Source organism: Streptomyces sp. NPDC048441, from assembly GCF_043200235.1.
Classification (GTDB): Bacteria; Actinomycetota; Actinomycetes; order Streptomycetales; family Streptomycetaceae; genus Streptomyces.
Window position 1 is genome coordinate 290,516 of record NZ_JBICXM010000009.1, and the last position, 17,487, is coordinate 308,002.

Consider the following 17,487-nt stretch of genomic DNA (forward strand, 5'->3'; position numbering starts at 1 on the left):
GCTCCGCGCGCTTTGCGGGAGTCATGGTGGGCAGTCATGGTGCGGGGACGCGTTGGGACGCCTCCTCCCACGCTGCCCGATCGGCTCGGCCGCGGGACGGCTCGTACCGCGTCAGGTGCTGAGTACGGGCAAGGAGCGCGCGCATCGCATGGCGGTCGCCGATGAGGCCGTGTGCTCGTGCCTGCACGAGTACGTTGCCCAGCGCTGCCGCTTCCGGGGGGCCCGCGACGACCGGTAGTCCGCAGGCATCCGCTGTCAGTTGGCAGAGCAGCGCGTTGCGGGCGCCGCCGCCGACTATGTGGACGACGTCGACAGCTCGCCCCGAGAGGCGTTGGGCATCGTCGATGGCTCGGCGGTGGGCCAGCGCCAGCGAGTCGAGGATGCAGCGGGTCGTCTCGGCGGGGGTGGCGGGAACGGGCTGGCCCGCGATCCGGCAGGCCTCGGCGATGCGGTGCGGCATGTCGCCGGGGGGCAGGAAGGCGGGGTCGGCCGCGTCGATGAGGGAGCGGAGGGCGGGAGTGGTGGCCGCTTCGCGCAGGAGTGTTTCCAGGTCGAGGGAGCCGGTGCCTTCGCCCGTGCCGGTGTTCCAGGAGCGTAGGCACTCCTGGAGCAGCCACAGGCCCATGATGTTGCGCAGGTAGCGGACCGTGCCGTCTATGCCCAGCTCGTTGGTGAAGTTGGCTCTGCGGCTCTCCTCGGTGCGGACGGGGGCGGTCAGTTCCAGGCCCGCCAGGGACCACGTGCCGGTGCAGATGTAGGCGAAGTTCTCCGTTGTGGCGGGGACCGCGGCGATCGCTGACGCGGTGTCGTGCGAGGCGACCACTGTCAGGGGGGTGGGGGTGGCGAGGCCGGTCTCCTCTAGTACGTGAGGGAGCAAGCGTCCCGCTGGATCACCGGGGTGACGGAGGGGTGCGAACAGTTCCAGGTCGATGTCGAGCCGTGTCGCGATGTCGTGCGACCAGTTCTTGGTGACCGGGTCGAGGAGTTGTGTCGTGGACGCGTTGGTCAGCTCGGTGCCGAGTTCGCCCGTCAGCCAGTACGTCAGCAGGTCGGGGATGAGCAACAGGTCGCTCGCGCCGGCCAGTTGGGCGGAGTTCTGGGCGGCCATGAGTTGGTACAGGGTGTTGAAGGGGGCGTACTGGACTCCTGTCTTCGCGTAGAGCTCGGTGGCGGGCATGGTCGTCCACGCTTTGGCGGCGACGCCGTCCGTGCGGGTGTCCCGGTAGTGGACCGGGTTGCCCAGGAGGGCGCCGTCCGCGTCGAGCAGGCCGTAGTCGACTGCCCAACTGTCGATGCCGATGGAGGTGAGGGGGGTGTCGGCTGTGGCGCGGAGACCGTCCAGGATCCCGGCGTAGAGGGAGAGGATGTCCCAGTGCAGGGTGCCGCCGGCGAGGACCGGGCGGTTGGGGAAGCGGTGGGCCTCCTGGAGGGTGAGAGTGTCGGGGCCTGCCTGGGCCACCATGACGCGTCCGCTGGATGCGCCTAGGTCGATCGCGGCGAAGAGGTGGTGGGCCTTGGGCATGGGCGCTCGCAGAGGGCTGTGGCTGGACATGGGGCATGGGGCATGGGGCGTGGGGCATGGGGCTTGCGGTAGTTGGTGACTTGGGTTGGTGGCCGGGTGCGGGTTCTCGCTTCGTGGTTTCCCGGGGCGGGGCCGCGCTGGTGTGTCCGTCCTCGCCATCACGGTCTGAGCGCTTGGCTACTTCGGCGCCGGAGTCCTGGGAACCGCGCTCCGGGCGGAGAAACCGACACGTCCCCTCCGGTCCGCGTGCGGCGCAGGGCCCGGTCGGCTACCGCAAGAACGCCGCCGCGACGCCCGCGTCCACGGGTATGTGCAGGCCCGTCGTATGGGTCAGGTCGCCTGCCGTCAGGGCGAAGACCGCGTTCGCCACATGCTCGGGCAGCACCTCGCGCTTGAGAAGGGTTCGTTGGGCGTAGAACTCACCCAGGTTCTCCTCCTCGATCCCGTACGTCGCGGCACGCTGCGCACCCCAGCCGCCCGCGAAGATTCCTGAGCCGCGGACAACGCCGTCCGGGTTGATGCCGTTCACCCGGATGCCGTGCTCGCCCAACTCGGCTGCCAAGAGGCGGACTTGGTGTGCCTGGTCCGCCTTCGTGGCGGAGTACGCGATGTTGTTCGGGCCCGCGAACACCGCGTTCTTCGACGTGATGTAGATGATGTCGCCGCCCAGGGACTGGCTCCGCATGATGCGGGCCGCCTCTCGGGAGACCAGGAATGAACCGCGGGCCATGATGTCGTGTTGCAGGTCCCAGTCGCGGGCCGTGGTCTCCAGGAAGGGCTTGGAGATGGAGATGCCGGCGTTGTTCACCACCAGGTCGACTCCGCCGAAGGCGAGGGCCGTGGCGGCGAAGGCGTCGGTGATCTGCTCCTCCGACGTCACGTCCACGGTGATCGCGATGGCCTTGTCCAGGCCGCCCAACTCGGCTGCCACCGCCGCCGCGTTGTCGGCGTTCAGGTCCGCTACCACGACGCAGGCGCCCTCCGCGGCCAAGCGGTGCGCAATCGCCTTGCCGATGCCGCTGCCCGCGCCGGTCACCAGGGCCACACGGGTGGCCAGTGGCTTGGGCTTCGTCATGCGCTGGAGCTTGGCTTCTTCGAGGGGCCAGTACTCGATGCGGAACTTCTCCGACTCGGTGATCGGGGCGTAGGCCGAGACGGACTCGGCGCCTCGCATCACGTTGATGGCGTTTACGTAGAACTCGCCCGCCACACGGGCTGTTTGCTTGTCCTTGCCGAAGGAGAACATGCCCACGCCCGGGACGAGGACGATCGCCGGGTCGGCGCCGCGCATCGCGGGGGAGTCGAGGCCGGCGTGGCGGGTGTAGTACGCCGCGTACTCCTCTCGGTAAGCGGTGTGCAGTTCCTTCAGGCGGGCGATCGTCTCCTCCAAGGGGGTGCTTGGCGGGAGGTCCAGGACCAGTGGCCTGATCTTCGTGCGGAGGAAGTGGTCCGGGCAGGAGGTGCCGAGGGCCGCCAGGCGTGGGTGTTCCGTGCGGGCCAGGAAGTCCAGGACCGTGTCCGTGTCGGTGAAGTGGCCGATCTGCGGGCGGTCCTGAGATGCCAGCGCGCGGACGTGCGGGGCCAGTTCGGACGCCCGTCGGCGGCGGGCCGGGGTGGGGAGCGGGGCGTGGTCGTCGAGGACCGGGCCGAAGGGGGTGGGCTTTCCCTGCCGGGTGAGGAATTCCTCTGCGGTGCGGATGATGTGTAGCGAATTGCGCTCGCACTCGGCCGCCGTCGCGCCCCACGCGGTGATGCCGTGACCGCCGAGGACGCAGCCGATCGACTGCGGATTGGCCTCCTTCACCGCGGCGATGTCCAGGCCCAGTTGGAAGCCGGGGCGGCGCCAGGGCACCCAGACGACGGTGTCGCCGAAGCATTCGGCTGTCAGCTTCTCGCCGTCCGCGGCACAGGCCAGGGCGATGCCCGAGTCCGGATGGAGGTGGTCCACGTGCGGTGCGTCCACCAGGGCGTGCATGGCCGTGTCGATGGAAGGGGCAGCGCCGCCCTTGCCGTGCAGGCAGTAGTCGAAGGCCGTGACCATGTCGTCCTCGTGCTCCACGCCCCCGTACACCTCCTTGAGCGCGTGGAGGCGGTCGAGGCGCAGGACCGCAAGTCCCTCCTCGGTGAGTGTGCCCAGGTCGCCGCCCGAGCCCTTGACCCACATCAGGTCGGTGTCCGCGCCCGTCACCGGGTCGGGCGCCGTGCCCTTCGCCGAAGCGTTGCCGCCCGCGTAATTGGTGTTGCGCGGGTCGGCGCCCAAGCGGTGGGCGCGGTCCAGGAGTTCCTTGATCCGTGCGTGCTGTGTCATGTCGCTCATGCCCCCCATCCGGCCTGCTCGCCGCCGACCCGGTCCTTGACGATCTGCTCCTGCCATCCTGAGCGCCGATACGCCCTCATGGGATCCGGGTCGATCCCCGAGTCCTCCCTGACTTCTGCCAGTAGGGGCCGGACGTCCGTGTTGTACGCGTCCATCAGGGCGGCGTTGGCGGCGAGGACATCGCCCGTCCGCTGGGCCTCTGCCAGCTCTTCGGCGTCCACGAGGAGCGCTTTCGCCGTGGCTTCCTGCACGTTCATCACCGAGCGGATGATCGCGGGGATCTTCGCCTCGATGTTGTGACACTGGTCGAGCATGAACGCGATGTCCGAGGTGAGGCCGCCGCCGCGGACGACCTCGTACATGATCCGGAAGAGCTGGAAGGGGTCCGCGGCGCCCGCCATCAGGTCGTCGTCCGCGTAGAAGCGCGAGTTGAAGTCGAAGGCTCCGAGACGGCCCTCGCGCAGCAGCATCGCGACGATGAACTCGATGTTGGTGCCCGGGGCGTGATGGCCGGTGTCGACGACGACCTGTGCCTTGGGGCCCAGCTTGAGGCAGTGCGCGTAGGCCGTGCCCCAGTCCGGGATGTCCGTCGCGTAGAAGGCCGGCTCGAAGAGCTTGTACTCGATGAACATGCGCTGGTCGTCGCCGAGCCGGTCGTAGGTGGTGTGCAGGGCCTCGGACAGGCGGTCCTGGCGGGCGCGGATGTCGTCCTGGCCGGGGTAGTTGATGCCGTCGGAGAACCACAGCTTCAGGTCGCGTGAACCCGTCGCGTCCATGATGTCCACGCACTCGATGAGGTGGTCGAGCGCCTTGCGGCGCACGGTGGGATCGGGGTTGGTGACCGAGCCCAGTTTGTAGTCGTCGTCCTGGAAGACGTTGGCGTTGATCGTGCCCAGGGTCAGACCGCGGTCGGCCGCGTATGCCGAGAGTGCGCTGTAGTCGTCCACGCGGTCCCAGGGGATGTGCAGGGCCACGCTGGGTGCGGCTCCCGTGTGCGCGTGCACACGGGCCGCGTCGTCCAGCTTCTCGTGTGTCGTGCGGGGGACGCCTGGCTGCGCGAAGACCTTGAAGCGCGTACCGGAGTTGCCGTACGCCCAGGACGGGGTCTCCAAGGCCTGGGTGGTGAGTGCCGCTTTGACGGCGTCCTTGCTGATTCCGGCGGTCATCGCGCAGCCTTCCGAAAGTTCGGTCGAGGTGAGTCAGTTGGAGAATCGGTGCGTGCCGGAGGCCGCGGCGAAGACGGCGCAGCCGTCGTCCATCCGCAGGAACTCCGTCGTGCCATGGGCCACTTGGGATCGATCGTCGGCGGGGATCCAGACCTCCGCCGTGGTGTTGGCGGGGAGGGTGAGCGTGAGACGGAACCCTTCGGAGTCCGTCTTCCAGCGGGTGGTGACCGGGCCGTAGAGCGCGTCGAAACTGCTCTCCGCCTCGGTCACGCCGCCGCCGGGGCGCGGGCGGACGAGAACCTTGCGGAAACCGGGATCAGCGGGTGCGATGCCCGCGATGTTCGTGTACATCCACTCGCCCACCGAGCCGTAGGCATAGTGGTTGAAGGAGTTCATGCCCGCGTCCTGGAAGCTGCCGTCCGGCTTGATGGAGTCCCAGCGCTCCCACATCGTCGTGGCGCCCTTGTCGATCTGGTAGCCCCAGCTGGGGAAGGACCTCTGGACGAGAAGGCGGTAGGCGACGTCCGTGTGACCGGTGGCCGTCAGGACGGGGAGCAGGCGCGGAGTGCCGAGGAAGCCCGTCGACAGATGCCATTCCTTGGACTTGATGAGCTCCACCAGGCGCGTGGCCGCCGGTGCGCGGTCGCTGTCCGTGAGGAGGTTCATGGACAGGGCGAGGACGTACGCGGTCTGCGTGTCGCCCTTCACCCGGCCGCCGCCGGTCACGTACGCCGCGCGGAAGGCGTCACGAACACTGCCGAAGAGCTTCTTGTACGGCGCCGGGTCCTTGCCAAGGGCTTCGGCGGCCTGCGCGACCAGGTCGGCACTGTGCGCGAAGTAGGCGGTGCCGATGACATCCTTGGGGGTCTCGTCCTGGATGTTGAGCCAGTCTCCGTAGCCCTCGGCGGGCCGCAGATATCCGGTGCTGTGCTTCTCCAGATACTCGAGCCACTTCAGCATCGAGGACCATGACTGCTCCAGGACCCGCTTGTCCCCGTACGCCTGGTACAGCGCCCAGGGGACGGTCACTCCGGCGTCGCCCCAGCCGGCCACGCCCTTGCCGACCGTGCCGACGAACGGCGCCACGTCGGTGAAGGCGCCGTCGTCGGCCTGGCTGTCGCGCAGGTCGTCGAGCCACTTCGTGAGGAAGCGCGCCGACTCCATCGTGTAGGCGGCGGTCGGCGCGAAGACGTTGATGTCACCGGTCCAGCCGAGCCGCTCGTCGCGAGCGGGGGTGTCGGTGGGGATGGAGAGGAAGTTGCCGCGCTGGCCCCATGTGATGTTGCTGTGCAGCTGATTGAGCATGGGGACGTTCGTCTTGAAGTCCATGGTGAACGGCGCCGACGTGTGGATCACGCGGCCGAGCACCGCGTCGAGCGGTGGCTTGCCCGGATAGCCCGTCACCTCTACGTAGCGGAAGCCGTGGAAGGTGAACCGCGGTTCGTACGTCTCCTTGCCACCGCCCTTGAGCGTGTACGTGTCGGTGGCGCCCGCGCTCCGCAGGTTCGTGGTGTAGACCGTGCCGTCGGGGTTCAGGACCTCCGCGTGGCGCAACCGGACCTTCGTGCCTGCCTTCCCTGAGACGGTGAGACGGACCGCGCCGACCATGTTCTGACCGAGGTCGAAGACGAAGACGCCGGGCTTCGGCTCGGTCACCTTCCGGGCGGATATCTCGCTCTCCACGCGCGTGTGCCCGTCGACCTGGGCCACGACAGCGGCCTTGACCTTGTCGACGGCATCGGCCGCGATCCAGTCCGAGTCGTCGAATCCGGCGTTCGTCCAGCCCGCGGTCTCCAGGCGGGCGTCGTAGTCCTCGCCCGACAGGAGGTCGGCGGCGGTCACCGGGCCCGTGGCGGCGCGCCAGTCGGTGCCGGAGAGCACACGCTCGGTCGAGCCGTCGGTGTACGTGACCTCCAACTGGCCCAGGAACGCGGGTCGTTCGCCGTACTGATGCGGACCGAACATGCCGACGTTCCCCGCGTACCAGCCGGCCGCGACCGTCACGCCGAGCGCGTTGGCGCCGGACTTGAGCTGCTCGGTCACGTCGTACGTCTGGTACTGGACCCGCGTGTTGTAGTCCGTCCAGCCGGGCGCCAGACGGTCGTCGCCGACCCGCTCGCCGTTCAGCCAGGCGTCGTAGAGGCCGAGCGCCGTGGAGTACAGCCGGGCCCGCGCGACGGTCCCGCCCCGCTTGAGGCGGAACTCGTGGCGCAGCTGGGCGGCGGGGGAGTGGCTCGGCGCGACCTTGCCCCAGGGGCCACCGCCCCACGCGGCGAGGACCTTCGACGCCGACCAGGATCCGTCGTCGTATCCCGCGGACTGCCAGTCGCCCGATGGCTCCTTGTCGGTGGTCTTCCATGTGCCGTCGGTGCTGAGGACGCGCACACCGTCGGCGGTCGTCAGTTCCAGGACGCCGAGCAGACCGGCAGGACCGGTCGTGGCATTGGTGGCGGAGACGGCGATGACCGTGGCGCCGGGGCGCAGTTGGGAGGTCACGTCGACGACCGCGGGGCGGCGCCAGTTGTCGGCGGCACTGTCCGCATCGGCGTGCGCGACGCGGGTGCCGTTCACGTACGCCGTGTAGCCGTCGTCGGCCGTCATGACCACCCGCGCGCGGGTGACCCCGTCCGGGATGTCGACACGGCCGCGGAACCACCGCGTGGCCGCCGGTGCGCTGCTCGCGGGATCGCCCTCGGGGAACCAGATCCACGAGGCCTTGTCCAGGGCCGGCGCGCCGATGAGGGACGCGGGTGCGCCGATCCACCGTGCCGACCAGTCCGATGCCGTGGAGAGCCCCGTCTCCCACCAGGAGGGCTCGCTCCACGCGGACGCCTTGCCCGCGGCGTCCCAGACCCGGACCGACCAGTAGTAGCGCGTACGGGACTTGAGGTCGGGCCCCGCGTAGGGGACGAGGACCGAGTCGCTCGACGCGACCTTGCCGCTGTCCCAGACGTCGGGCTCGGGCAGGCGGGCCGGGGAGGTGGCCACCCGTACCTGGTAGGCGCTCTGTTTCTGGCCCTCCTTGTCGGACGCCAGGGGCCAACTCAGCCTCGGGCGCGGCACGTCGAGACCGAGGGGGTGTCTCACGTACTCCACGGTCGGTCTGGTCACGCGTAGGGCCCGGTCCGTGGGGGACGGGGCGGCGATGGCTGCCGGAACGGCCCCGGCGGCCATCGCCGTTCCCAGGGCGGCCGTGGCGGTGGTGCTGAGCAGTCGTCTTCTGCTGATCACAACTCGACTCCGTAACGACTCGACGATGAATCGTTTCACGAAAGGCGAAGTTAGGGAGAGCGTCGCGTGCTGTCAAGGGGCCTCGGGGTGCTCACCCTTGGTAAGTCGTGCAGCAACAGGATTTTCAAGTCCTGCCCATTGACGTCGTAGTTGGCGCGGGTTTAGCTTCCCTGAAAATTGATTGAAACCTTTCACGCCGGGTGTCCGACAGGTGACTCCCGATGATGCCCGACCGATGACGCCCGACGCCTGATTCCCGCGCCTCTTCCCGATGCCAGAAGCCGTATGCCCTTCGTGACCGATCGGTGCTACCTATGAGAGAGCCCCCCGTCCTGGCCGTGCAGGGCCTGAGTAAGTCCTTCGGGGCCGTACACGCCCTGCACGACGTCTCCCTGGAGCTGTACGCCGGTGAGGCGCACGCCCTCGCGGGCGAGAACGGCGCAGGGAAATCCACCCTCATCAAGACCCTCGCCGGGGTCCACAGGCCGGACACGGGAGAGCTGTCGCTCGACGGCTCCCCGGTCGTCTTCCACGGCCCTGGTGACGCCAGGGCCGCGGGCGTCGCCGTCATCTACCAGGAGCCGACGCTCTTCCCCGACCTCTCCGTCGCGGAGAACATCTTCATGGGGCGCCAGCCCCGCCGCTCCTTCGGCCGCGTTGACCACAAGGCAGTGCACTCCGCGGCCGACGCGCTGTTCAAGCGCCTTGCCGTGGACCTCGACCCCGACCAGCCCGCGCGCGGGCTCTCCATCGCCGACCAGCAGATCGTCGAGATCGCCAAGGCGCTCTCCTTCGACGCCCGGGTCCTGATCATGGACGAGCCGACCGCGGCGCTCACCGGCAGCGAAGTGGCCCGCCTCTTCGGAGTCGTCCGCACCCTGCGCGAACAGGGCGCCGCGGTGCTGTTCATCTCGCACCGCCTCGAGGAGATCTTCGAGCTGTGCCAGCGTGTCACCACGCTCCGGGACGGCGCCCTGATCGCGAGCGAGCCGCTCGACGGCCTGACCGAGGACGATCTCGTACGCCGCATGGTGGGCCGCGACCTCGGCGAGCTCTACCCGAAGCAGGACACACAGGTGGGGGACATCGCGCTGAGCGTCCGCAGGCTGACCCGAGAGGGTGTCTTCGTCGATGTGTCGTTCGACGTGCGGCGCGGTGAGATCGTCGGCCTCGCCGGGCTCGTAGGGGCCGGACGCAGCGAGGTCGCGCGGGCCGTGTTCGGCGTCGACCGGTGGGATGCCGGAACCGTCGAGGTGCAGGGGCGGGCGCTTGTCAACGGCGCCCCGAGTACCGCCATGGCGGCCGGGCTCGCGCTCGTCCCCGAGGACCGGCGCGCCCAGGGCCTGGTGATGGACATGTCCATCGAGCGCAACATCGGGCTGACCGGGCTGCGTACGACCGTGCGGGCGGGCCTCATGGACCGCGGCGCCGAACGCAGCCGCTCACTCGACTGGGCGGTGCGACTTCAGGTGAAGTACGCGCGGATCGCCGACGCCGTCGGCACCCTGTCCGGCGGAAACCAGCAGAAGGTCGTCCTCGCCAAGTGGCTCGCCACCAGGCCCCAAGTGCTGATCGTGGACGAACCGACCCGCGGCATCGACGTCGGCACCAAGGCCGAAGTGCACCGTCTGCTGTCCGAACTCGCCGCTGACGGGGTCGCCGTCCTGATGATCTCCTCCGACCTGCCCGAGATCCTCGGCATGGCCGACCGGGTCCTCGTCATGCACGAAGGACGGCTCGCCGCCGAGATCCCGCGCGCGCGGGCGACCGAGGAGTCCGTGATGGCCGCCGCCACCGGGAGGACGGCATGAGCGTGACCACGCAGAGCCCCGCACCCGCCGTCGACCCGGAGAAGGCCGGGGGCGCCCGCCTGGTGGACCGCGTCTTCAAGATGCGTGAACTCGCCATCCTGCTGGTCTTCCTGGTGATGATCGGCATCACCCAGGCGGGCAACAGCGAGTTCCTGTCCGAACAGGGCATCAAGGACCTGCTCCTGAACGCGACCATCCTCGTCCTCGTCGCGACCGGGCAGGCCCTGGTCGTCATCACCCGCAACGTCGACCTGTCCGTCGGTTCGACACTCGGGATCAGCGCCTTCGCCGCCGGCAACTACCTCCAAGGCGGCGGGAACTCGACGATCGCGATCCTCCTCGCTGTCGCACTCGGCGTCGGCTGCGGTCTCCTCAACGGCGCGCTGGTCAGCCTGGGCCAGGTGCCCGCGCTCGTCGTGACGCTCGGCACGCTCTACGTCATCCGGGGGGTCGACTCGATCTGGGTCGGCTCCCGGCAGATCACCGCGTCCGACCTGCCCGGCGGATACGTCGACTTCGGCTCCGGCGGGATCTCGGCGGTGCCGTATCTGGCGCTGATCGCGCTCGCCGTCCTGATCGCCGTCGCGTACTACCTACGGCACTTCGGCGGCGGGCGCGAGCTCTACGCCCTCGGCTCCAACCCCGAGGCCGCACGCCTCGCCGGAATCCCCGTCCGCAAGCGCATCCTCGCCGCGTACACCGCCTGCGGGGCGCTCGCCGGACTCGCGGGAGCCCTCTACCTCGCCCGCTTCGGCAACGTCGACTCCGCCACCGGCAACGGCTATGAACTGACCGTCGTCAGCGCCGTCGTGGTCGGCGGCGTCGTCTTCACCGGCGGCTCCGGCAGCGTCTACGGCGCGGCACTCGGCGCACTCCTGCTGACCTCCATCAACAGCGTGCTTCCCGCGCTCGGCGTCAGCTCCGTGTGGGTGCTCGCCATCAACGGCGTACTGCTCGTCCTGGCCATCGCCGTCGACCGGATCGTCGCCCTGCGCGTCGCCAAGGCCCTGACGAAGAGGGCCGCATCGAACAGAAGGGCTGGCCGCCATGGCTGACTCCACCCGGCTCACGCTTACGCGCGCCGTCCGCTGGGACACCGTTGTCGGCGCCCTCCTTGTCGTCCTCCTCCTGATGTCGTTCTCCTTTGTCGACGGTTTCGGGAACGCCCTCAACCTGTCGTTCCTCATCGGCAACACGCTTCCCATCGCGCTGATCGCCCTCCCGATGACGCTCCTCGTCGTCTCCGGAGAGATCGATCTCTCGGTGGCCTCGACAGCGGGGCTCTCCGGAGCAGTGATGGGCGCTCTCTGGAACGCGGGCATGGCCATCGAGACGATCATTCCGCTCGTGCTCCTCCTCGGAGTCGCCTGCGGCCTGATCAACGGTCTCCTGGTGACCCGGCTGGGGCTGCCGTCGCTCGCCGTCACCATCGGCACCATGGCTGCCTACCGGGGCGTCGCACAGATCGTGCTCGGCTCGGACGCCGTCACCGACTTCCCCTCGCAGTACCTGGACTTCGCGGCCGGACAGGTGGGTGACACCTTCCTGCCGTACGCCTTCCTGCCGTTCATCGCGCTGCTCGCCATCGCCGTCGTCGTCCTGCACGCCACGCCCTTCGGGCGCTCGCTCTTCGCGATCGGCGCCAATGAGGAGGCCGCACGGTTCGCGGGCGTCCGCGTCAAGCGGCACAAGCTGTGGCTGTTCGTCGCCACCGGGCTCATGGCCTCGCTCACCGGCATCTTCTGGGCGCTGCACTACGCGAGCGCCCGCTACGACAACGCCACCGGGCTCGAACTGTCCGTCGTCGCCGCCGTACTGCTCGGCGGCATCGACTTCGACGGCGGCAAGGGCACCCTCGGTGGCGCGATCGCCGGAGTCTTCCTGCTCGGTGCGCTGCAGAACGCGATGAGCCTGCTCAACGTCTCCGCACAGTCGCAGATCGTCGTCACCGGCTTGCTGCTCGTCGTGTCCGTGCTCGGGCCGCGAGTCGCCCGGCAGATCGCCACCGCCGGAGCGGGCCGCCGTGCCGCCGCTCCGGCCCGCTGACCCCTCGTACGCCGATCAGTCCGAAAGGGACCAACGATGCTCTCTCCCCGCCGCTCCCCCTACCGGTCTCCCCGCCGCGCAGCCCTCACCCGCGCCTGTGTGACCCTGGCCGCCGTCACCTCGCTCGCCCTCACCGCCACCGCCTGCGGAGGGACCACCAAGGAGTCCTCGAAGGACGACGACGCGGGCAAGGCGTCGAACGCCAAGGCCGACCCGGGCGCGGCCACCAAGAAGGGCCTCACCGTCGCCTTCCTACCGAAGCAGGTCAACAACCCGTACTTCACCGTCGCCGACAAGGGCGGCGAGAAGGCACTCAAAGAGCTCGGATCGTCGTACAAGGAGACAGGGCCCAACAGTGCCACCGACACCAGCGGACAGGTCAGCTACGTGAACACGCTGACCCAGCAGCAGGTCGACGCCATGGCCGTCTCCGCGCAGGACCCCGGCGCCCTGTGCACCGCCCTCAAGCAGGCCATGAAGAACGACATCAAGGTCGTCACGTACGACTCGGACACCAACCCCGGATGCCGTGACGTCTTCGTCTCGCAGTCCAGCGCCGAAGCGCTCGGCCGCACCCAGGTGGAGCTGCTCGGCAAGCAGCTCGGCTACAAGGGCGACATCGCGATCCTCTCCGCCGCCCAGACCGCGACGAACCAGAACACCTGGATCGGCTACATGAAGGACGAGCTGAAGAAGCCCAAGTACAAGAACATGAAGCTGGTCAAGACCGCCTACGGCAACGACGACGCCCAGCAGTCCTTCCAGCAGACCCAGGGACTGCTCCAGGAGCACCCGAAGCTGGCCGGGATCATCTCGCCGACCACGGTCGGCATCAAGGCGGCAGCCCAGTACCTTTCGGGATCGAAGTACAAGGGCAAGGTGCGGCTCACCGGCCTCGGCACGCCCAACGACATGCGCCAGTACGTGAAGAACGGCACCGTCGAAGGCTTCGAACTGTGGGACCCCGCCGAGCTCGGCGCGCTCGCCGCACATGCGGCCGTGGCGCTGAAGTCCGGCCAGATCACCGGCAAGAAGGGCGAGACGTTCAAGGCGGGCGACCTCGGCAGCTTCACCATCGGTGACAAGGGCGTCGTCGACCTCGGCGAACCGACCGTCTTCGACAAGGAGAACATCGACCAGTACAAATTCTGAGGGGATCGCATAGGGGATCGCATACTGCGGTGCACACGGCACCGCGGGAGCAACGGAACAAGGGGACACATGGTCGGCATCAAAGACGTGGCGAAGCACGCCGGGGTGTCGGTGGGCACCGTGTCGAACGTGATCAACCGCCCGGACGTGGTCTCCGAAGAGACCCGCCACCGGGTGCAGTCTGTGATCGAGAGACTCGGCTACGTCCGCAGCGAGTCCGCACGGCAGCTGCGCGCGGGGCAGAGCCGCATCATGGCGCTCCTCGTGCTCGACATGGGCAACCCCTTCTTCGTGGACGTCGCGCGCGGTGCCGAACGGGCCGCGCGCGACGCCGGGCTCCGCGTCATGATGTGCAACAGCGGACAGAGCCCCTCCGAAGAGGCCGAGTACCTGGCGCTCTTCGCCGAACAGCGGGTCCGTGGCGTCCTGCTGACCCCGGCGGACGCGACGGGGCAGAACATCGAGGTGTTCCGCCGGCACGCGATCCCGTTCGTCCTGGTCGACCGGGTCGCCGAAGGCGCTACCGAATGCTCCGTCTCCGTGGACGACGTCCTCGGCGGGGCGCTCGCGGTGCGCCACCTCGTCGACACCGGGCATCGCAGCATCGCGTACGTGAGCGGTCCGCCCGGACTCAACCAGGTCAAGGACCGCAGGGACGGCGCACTCCAGGCCCTCGCCGAGTCGGGTCTGCCCGCGTCGGCGCTGCGGGAACTCCCCACCGAACGTCTCGACGTGGCCGCGGGCCGCGACGCGGGCGCCCGCGTACTCGGCCTCGCCGAGCGGCCGACCGCCGTCTTCTGCGCCAACGACCTGCTCGCGCTCGGGGTGCTCCAGGCGATGTACGCGGCCGGGGTCAGCGTCCCCGAGGACATCGCCATCGTCGGCTACGACGACATCGAGTTCGCCGCGGCAGCCGTCGTCCCGCTCACCTCGGTGCGCCAGCCCGCCGTCACCATGGGCGCGATGGCCGCGGAACTCCTCCTGGAGGAGGCCGAGCCGGACGCCGCCCCGGAAGGCCGCGAGCACGAGCACCGGCGTGTGGTCCTCCAGCCGGAGCTCGTGGTGCGGCGCTCCAGCCTGGTGCCCCGCTGACCGCCCCCGCGCCGGGTGTGCTGAACTGGGGCGAAGCGTCCCCTTCCGTATGTGCCCTTCCGTATGTGCCCTTCCGTATGTGCCCAGTTCCGTATGCGCCCAGGAGCCCCCTTGACCGCCACCGCCTCCTATCACCAGCCCGGCGTCGTCCTCACCGACCACCGCTTCTCCGTGCCCCTGGACCACGACACTCCTACGGGGGAGCGGATCGAGGTCTTCGCCCGTGCGGCCGTGGCGAGCGCGCACGAGGGGGCCGACCTGCCGTGGCTGGTGTATCTGCAGGGCGGGCCCGGGTGCGGGGCCAACCGGTTCGCGGGCAAGGAGGCATGGCTCGGCCGGGCCCTTCAGGACTTCCGGGTGCTGCTCCTCGATCAGCGCGGAACCGGCAGTTCCACTCCGGCCACGCGCCAGACGCTCCCGCTGCGCGGCGGCCCTCGCGAACAGGCCGACTACCTCGCCCACTTCCGCGCCGACTCCATCGTCCGCGACTGCGAGCTGATCCGGCGCGAGCTGACCGGCGGCGCCCCCTGGACCGTCCTCGGCCAGAGCTTCGGCGGCTTCTGCGCGACCCACTACCTCTCGGCGGCCCCCGAAGGGCTGCACACCGCGATCATCACCGGCGGCCTGCCCACGCTCGACGGTCACGCGGACGACGTCTACCGCGCCGCCTACCCGCGCATGGAGCGCAAGACCGTCGCCCACTACGCCCGCTACCCCCAGGACGTCGAGCGCACCCGCCGCATCGCCGCCCACCTCGCCGAGCACGAGCCGGTCCTGAACGGCGGCTACCGCCTCACCGTGGAGGCGTTCCAGTCCCTCGGGATGCTGCTCGGCACGACCGACGGCAGCCACCGCCTCCACTACCTCATCGAGGACGCCTTCGTCCGTACGCCGACAGGGCTCGCGCTCTCCGACGCGTTCCAGGAAGACGTACAGGCCGCCCTGTCGCTCCGGGGGCGACCGCTGTTCGCGCTCATGCACGAGACCATCTACGGGCAGGGCGAGCGGCCCACCGACTGGTCGGCGGAGCGGCTGCGCGGTGAGTTCCCGCAATTCGATCCCGGCAAGGCGCTCGACGGGGACGCCCCGCTCCTCTTCACCGGGGAAGCCGTCCAGCGCTGGCAGTTCGACTGCGACCCGGCGCTGCGGCCACTGCGCGAGACCGCCGACCTCCTTGCCGCGCGCACCGGTTGGGCGCCCCTGTACGACACCGCGCGCCTCGCCGCGAACGAGGTACCGGTCGCCGCGGCCATCTACCACGACGACATGTACGTCGACACCGCCCACTCCCTGCGCACCGCACGCTCCATCCGCGGCCTGCGCACCTGGGTCACCGACGAGTACGAGCACGACGGCCTGCGGGTGGGCCCGCCGCGCGTACTCGACCGGCTCCTCGCCCTTGCCAGGGGCGAGGCTTAAGCCCTCGGCGGACGGATCCGGCGAAGCTAGGCTGCGGGCATGACAGAGCCGTTGAACGAGAACGACCAGCTCGCCCCCATGCCCGAGGACTGGCAGCGCGCCCTCGCCGTCGTCGCCCACCCCGACGACCTGGAGTACGGCTGCTCGGCCGCCATCGCAGGCTGGACGGACGGCGGGCGCGAGGTCGCCTACCTCCTCGCCAGCCGAGGCGAGGCGGGCATCGACACCCTCGACCCCGCCACGTGCGCGCCGCTGCGCGAGCGGGAGCAGCGGGCCAGCGCGGCCGTCGTCGGCGTGTCGACGGTGGAGTTCCTCGACCACAAGGACGGCGTGATCGAGTACGGGACGGCGTTGCGCCGCGACATCGCCGCCGCGGTCCGCAGGCACCGGCCCGAACTCGTGATCACGCTCAACCACCGAGACACGTGGGGTGGCGTCGCCTGGAACACCCCGGACCACGTCGCCGTCGGCCGCGCCACCCTCGACGCCGTGGCGGACGCGGGCAACCGCTGGATCTTCCCCGAGCTGATCGAGGAAGACGCGCTCGAGCCCTGGAACGGCGTGCGCTGGGTGGCCGTCGCCGGTTCCTCGTCGCCCACGCACGCGGCGGACGCGACGGCCGGGCTCGAGCGCTCCGTGCGCTCGCTCCTCGAACACCGCACGTACATCGAGGTGTTGACGCAGGAGGACCCCGAGAAGTACTGCCGTGAGTTCCTCACCGGCAACGCCCAGCGGATGGCGCCGCGCTTCGGCGGGAAGCCCGCCGTGTCTTTCGAGGTCTTCAGCCGCTGAGCGAGCGCCACTACTCTGACGGTACGTCACTTTCCTGACGGATCATCAGAAGCGTAGGCAGGAGCTGGTCCTTGATGATCGATACCATCGGCACGGACATTCCGGAAGGCACGGAGCGGCTGCGCCTCGACATCGAGGACGGGCTCGGCATCCTCACCCTCTGTCACCCGGCCAAGCTCAACGCGTGGAGCTGGGAGTCCACACGCCAACTCGGCATCTTCGCCGACCGGATCCGCTTCGACGACTCGATCAGGGTCGTGCTGCTGCGGGCCGAAGGTCGGGCGTTCTGTGCGGGGATCGATGTCACGTCGCTCAACGGGTTCGGCGCGATCGACGGCCGCTCGGGTTCCGAACGCACCCGCAACTACTACGAGGGGCTTCGCTGGGTGCATGAGCGCTTCCGCGCCTTCGCGGGATTGCCGCAGCCCATTGTCGCCGCCGTGCAGGGCTACTGCCTGGGCTTCGGATTCGAGCTCGCACTGATGGCGGACGTCCGGATCGCCTCCGACGACGCGGTGTTCGCGCTGCCCGAGGCGCAGATCGGGGTGGCGGTCGACGCGGGCGGCGATCTGCGGATCGCGCGGGACGCGGGCGCGGGCTGGGCCAAGCTGCTCTCGCTCACCGGGCGCCGCATCGACGCGGCCACGGCTGAGCGGCTGCGGCTCGTCCAGCTGGTCACGCCGGGGGATGGGTTGGCCAAGACGGCCCGCGAAGTCGCCGCCGAGATCGCGGCGAACGGCCCGCTGGCCGTCCAGGGCATCAAGCGGGGCATCGACGCGTACGCGGACGCGGGGATGGACGCCGCCCTCGACCGGGTCGCGATGAACGCGGCGATCACGCTGACGTCGGAGGACTCGCGTGCCGGGTACGCGGCGAAGGGTGAGCGGCGGGCGGCCACCTTCGAGGGAAAGTAGGGGAAGTAGGGGCGTGGGGGAGTGG

Annotated in this window: 12 protein-coding genes; 8 read left to right on the forward strand and 4 right to left on the reverse strand. The window is 69.6% G+C overall.

What is annotated here, in order from left to right:
- Positions 1–34 precede the first annotated feature (34 nt).
- The 4 genes from ACGFSB_RS23795 to ACGFSB_RS23810 all read right to left on the reverse strand — a co-directional run bounded on the left by ACGFSB_RS23795 (position 35) and on the right by ACGFSB_RS23810 (position 8,236).
- Entirely contained in the window at positions 35–1,522 is a 1,488-nt protein-coding gene (locus tag ACGFSB_RS23795) for a rhamnulokinase family protein (RefSeq protein WP_393402619.1), read from the reverse strand.
- A gap of 268 nt (positions 1,523–1,790) precedes the next feature.
- The gene (locus ACGFSB_RS23800; RefSeq protein WP_393402796.1) at positions 1,791–3,830 is read right to left on the reverse strand and encodes a bifunctional aldolase/short-chain dehydrogenase; all 2,040 of its coding nucleotides are present in this window, start codon (positions 3,828–3,830) and stop codon (positions 1,791–1,793) included.
- A gap of 5 nt (positions 3,831–3,835) precedes the next feature.
- Positions 3,836–5,005, reverse strand: coding sequence for an L-rhamnose isomerase (rhaI, locus tag ACGFSB_RS23805; protein ID WP_393402621.1), 1,170 nt, complete (start codon positions 5,003–5,005; stop codon positions 3,836–3,838).
- Between the two features lie 33 nt (positions 5,006–5,038).
- Positions 5,039–8,236 carry an alpha-L-rhamnosidase gene (locus tag ACGFSB_RS23810; RefSeq protein WP_393402623.1) on the reverse strand — a complete coding sequence of 1,066 codons (3,198 nt, stop codon included), beginning with the start codon at positions 8,234–8,236 and terminating at the stop codon, positions 5,039–5,041.
- Positions 8,237–8,550: 314 nt separating this feature from the next.
- Here ACGFSB_RS23810 and ACGFSB_RS23815 point away from each other — a divergent pair, with 314 nt between their 5' ends.
- The 8 genes from ACGFSB_RS23815 (at position 8,551) to ACGFSB_RS23850 (ending at position 17,462) form a co-directional block, all read left to right on the forward strand.
- On the forward strand, positions 8,551–10,047 hold the full coding sequence (locus ACGFSB_RS23815; protein ID WP_393402625.1) for a sugar ABC transporter ATP-binding protein: 1,497 nt from the start codon (positions 8,551–8,553) through the stop codon (positions 10,045–10,047).
- A complete protein-coding gene (locus ACGFSB_RS23820; RefSeq protein ID WP_393402628.1) occupies positions 10,044–11,102 on the forward strand; it encodes an ABC transporter permease in 1,059 nt (352 codons plus the stop codon). Before ACGFSB_RS23815 ends, ACGFSB_RS23820 begins: the two co-directional genes overlap by 4 nt.
- Positions 11,095–12,093: an ABC transporter permease gene (locus tag ACGFSB_RS23825; RefSeq protein ID WP_393402630.1), complete on the forward strand. Its 999-nt coding sequence runs from the start codon at positions 11,095–11,097 to the stop codon at positions 12,091–12,093. Before ACGFSB_RS23820 ends, ACGFSB_RS23825 begins: the two co-directional genes overlap by 8 nt.
- Before the next feature lie 36 nt (positions 12,094–12,129).
- Positions 12,130–13,245 (forward strand): rhamnose ABC transporter substrate-binding protein, encoded by a 1,116-nt coding sequence (gene rhaS / locus ACGFSB_RS23830; RefSeq protein ID WP_393402632.1) that lies wholly within the window; start codon positions 12,130–12,132, stop codon positions 13,243–13,245.
- A 69-nt stretch (positions 13,246–13,314) separates the two neighbouring features.
- Positions 13,315–14,337: a LacI family DNA-binding transcriptional regulator gene (locus tag ACGFSB_RS23835; RefSeq protein ID WP_393402635.1), complete on the forward strand. Its 1,023-nt coding sequence runs from the start codon at positions 13,315–13,317 to the stop codon at positions 14,335–14,337.
- 93 nt (positions 14,338–14,430) lie between these two features.
- Entirely contained in the window at positions 14,431–15,756 is a 1,326-nt protein-coding gene (locus ACGFSB_RS23840; RefSeq protein ID WP_393402637.1) for an alpha/beta fold hydrolase, read from the forward strand.
- Between the two features lie 39 nt (positions 15,757–15,795).
- Positions 15,796–16,548 carry a PIG-L deacetylase family protein gene (locus ACGFSB_RS23845; RefSeq protein ID WP_393402640.1) on the forward strand — a complete coding sequence of 251 codons (753 nt, stop codon included), beginning with the start codon at positions 15,796–15,798 and terminating at the stop codon, positions 16,546–16,548.
- Positions 16,549–16,622: 74 nt separating this feature from the next.
- Entirely contained in the window at positions 16,623–17,462 is an 840-nt protein-coding gene (locus ACGFSB_RS23850) for an enoyl-CoA hydratase/isomerase family protein (protein WP_393402642.1), read from the forward strand.
- Positions 17,463–17,487 lie beyond the last annotated feature (25 nt).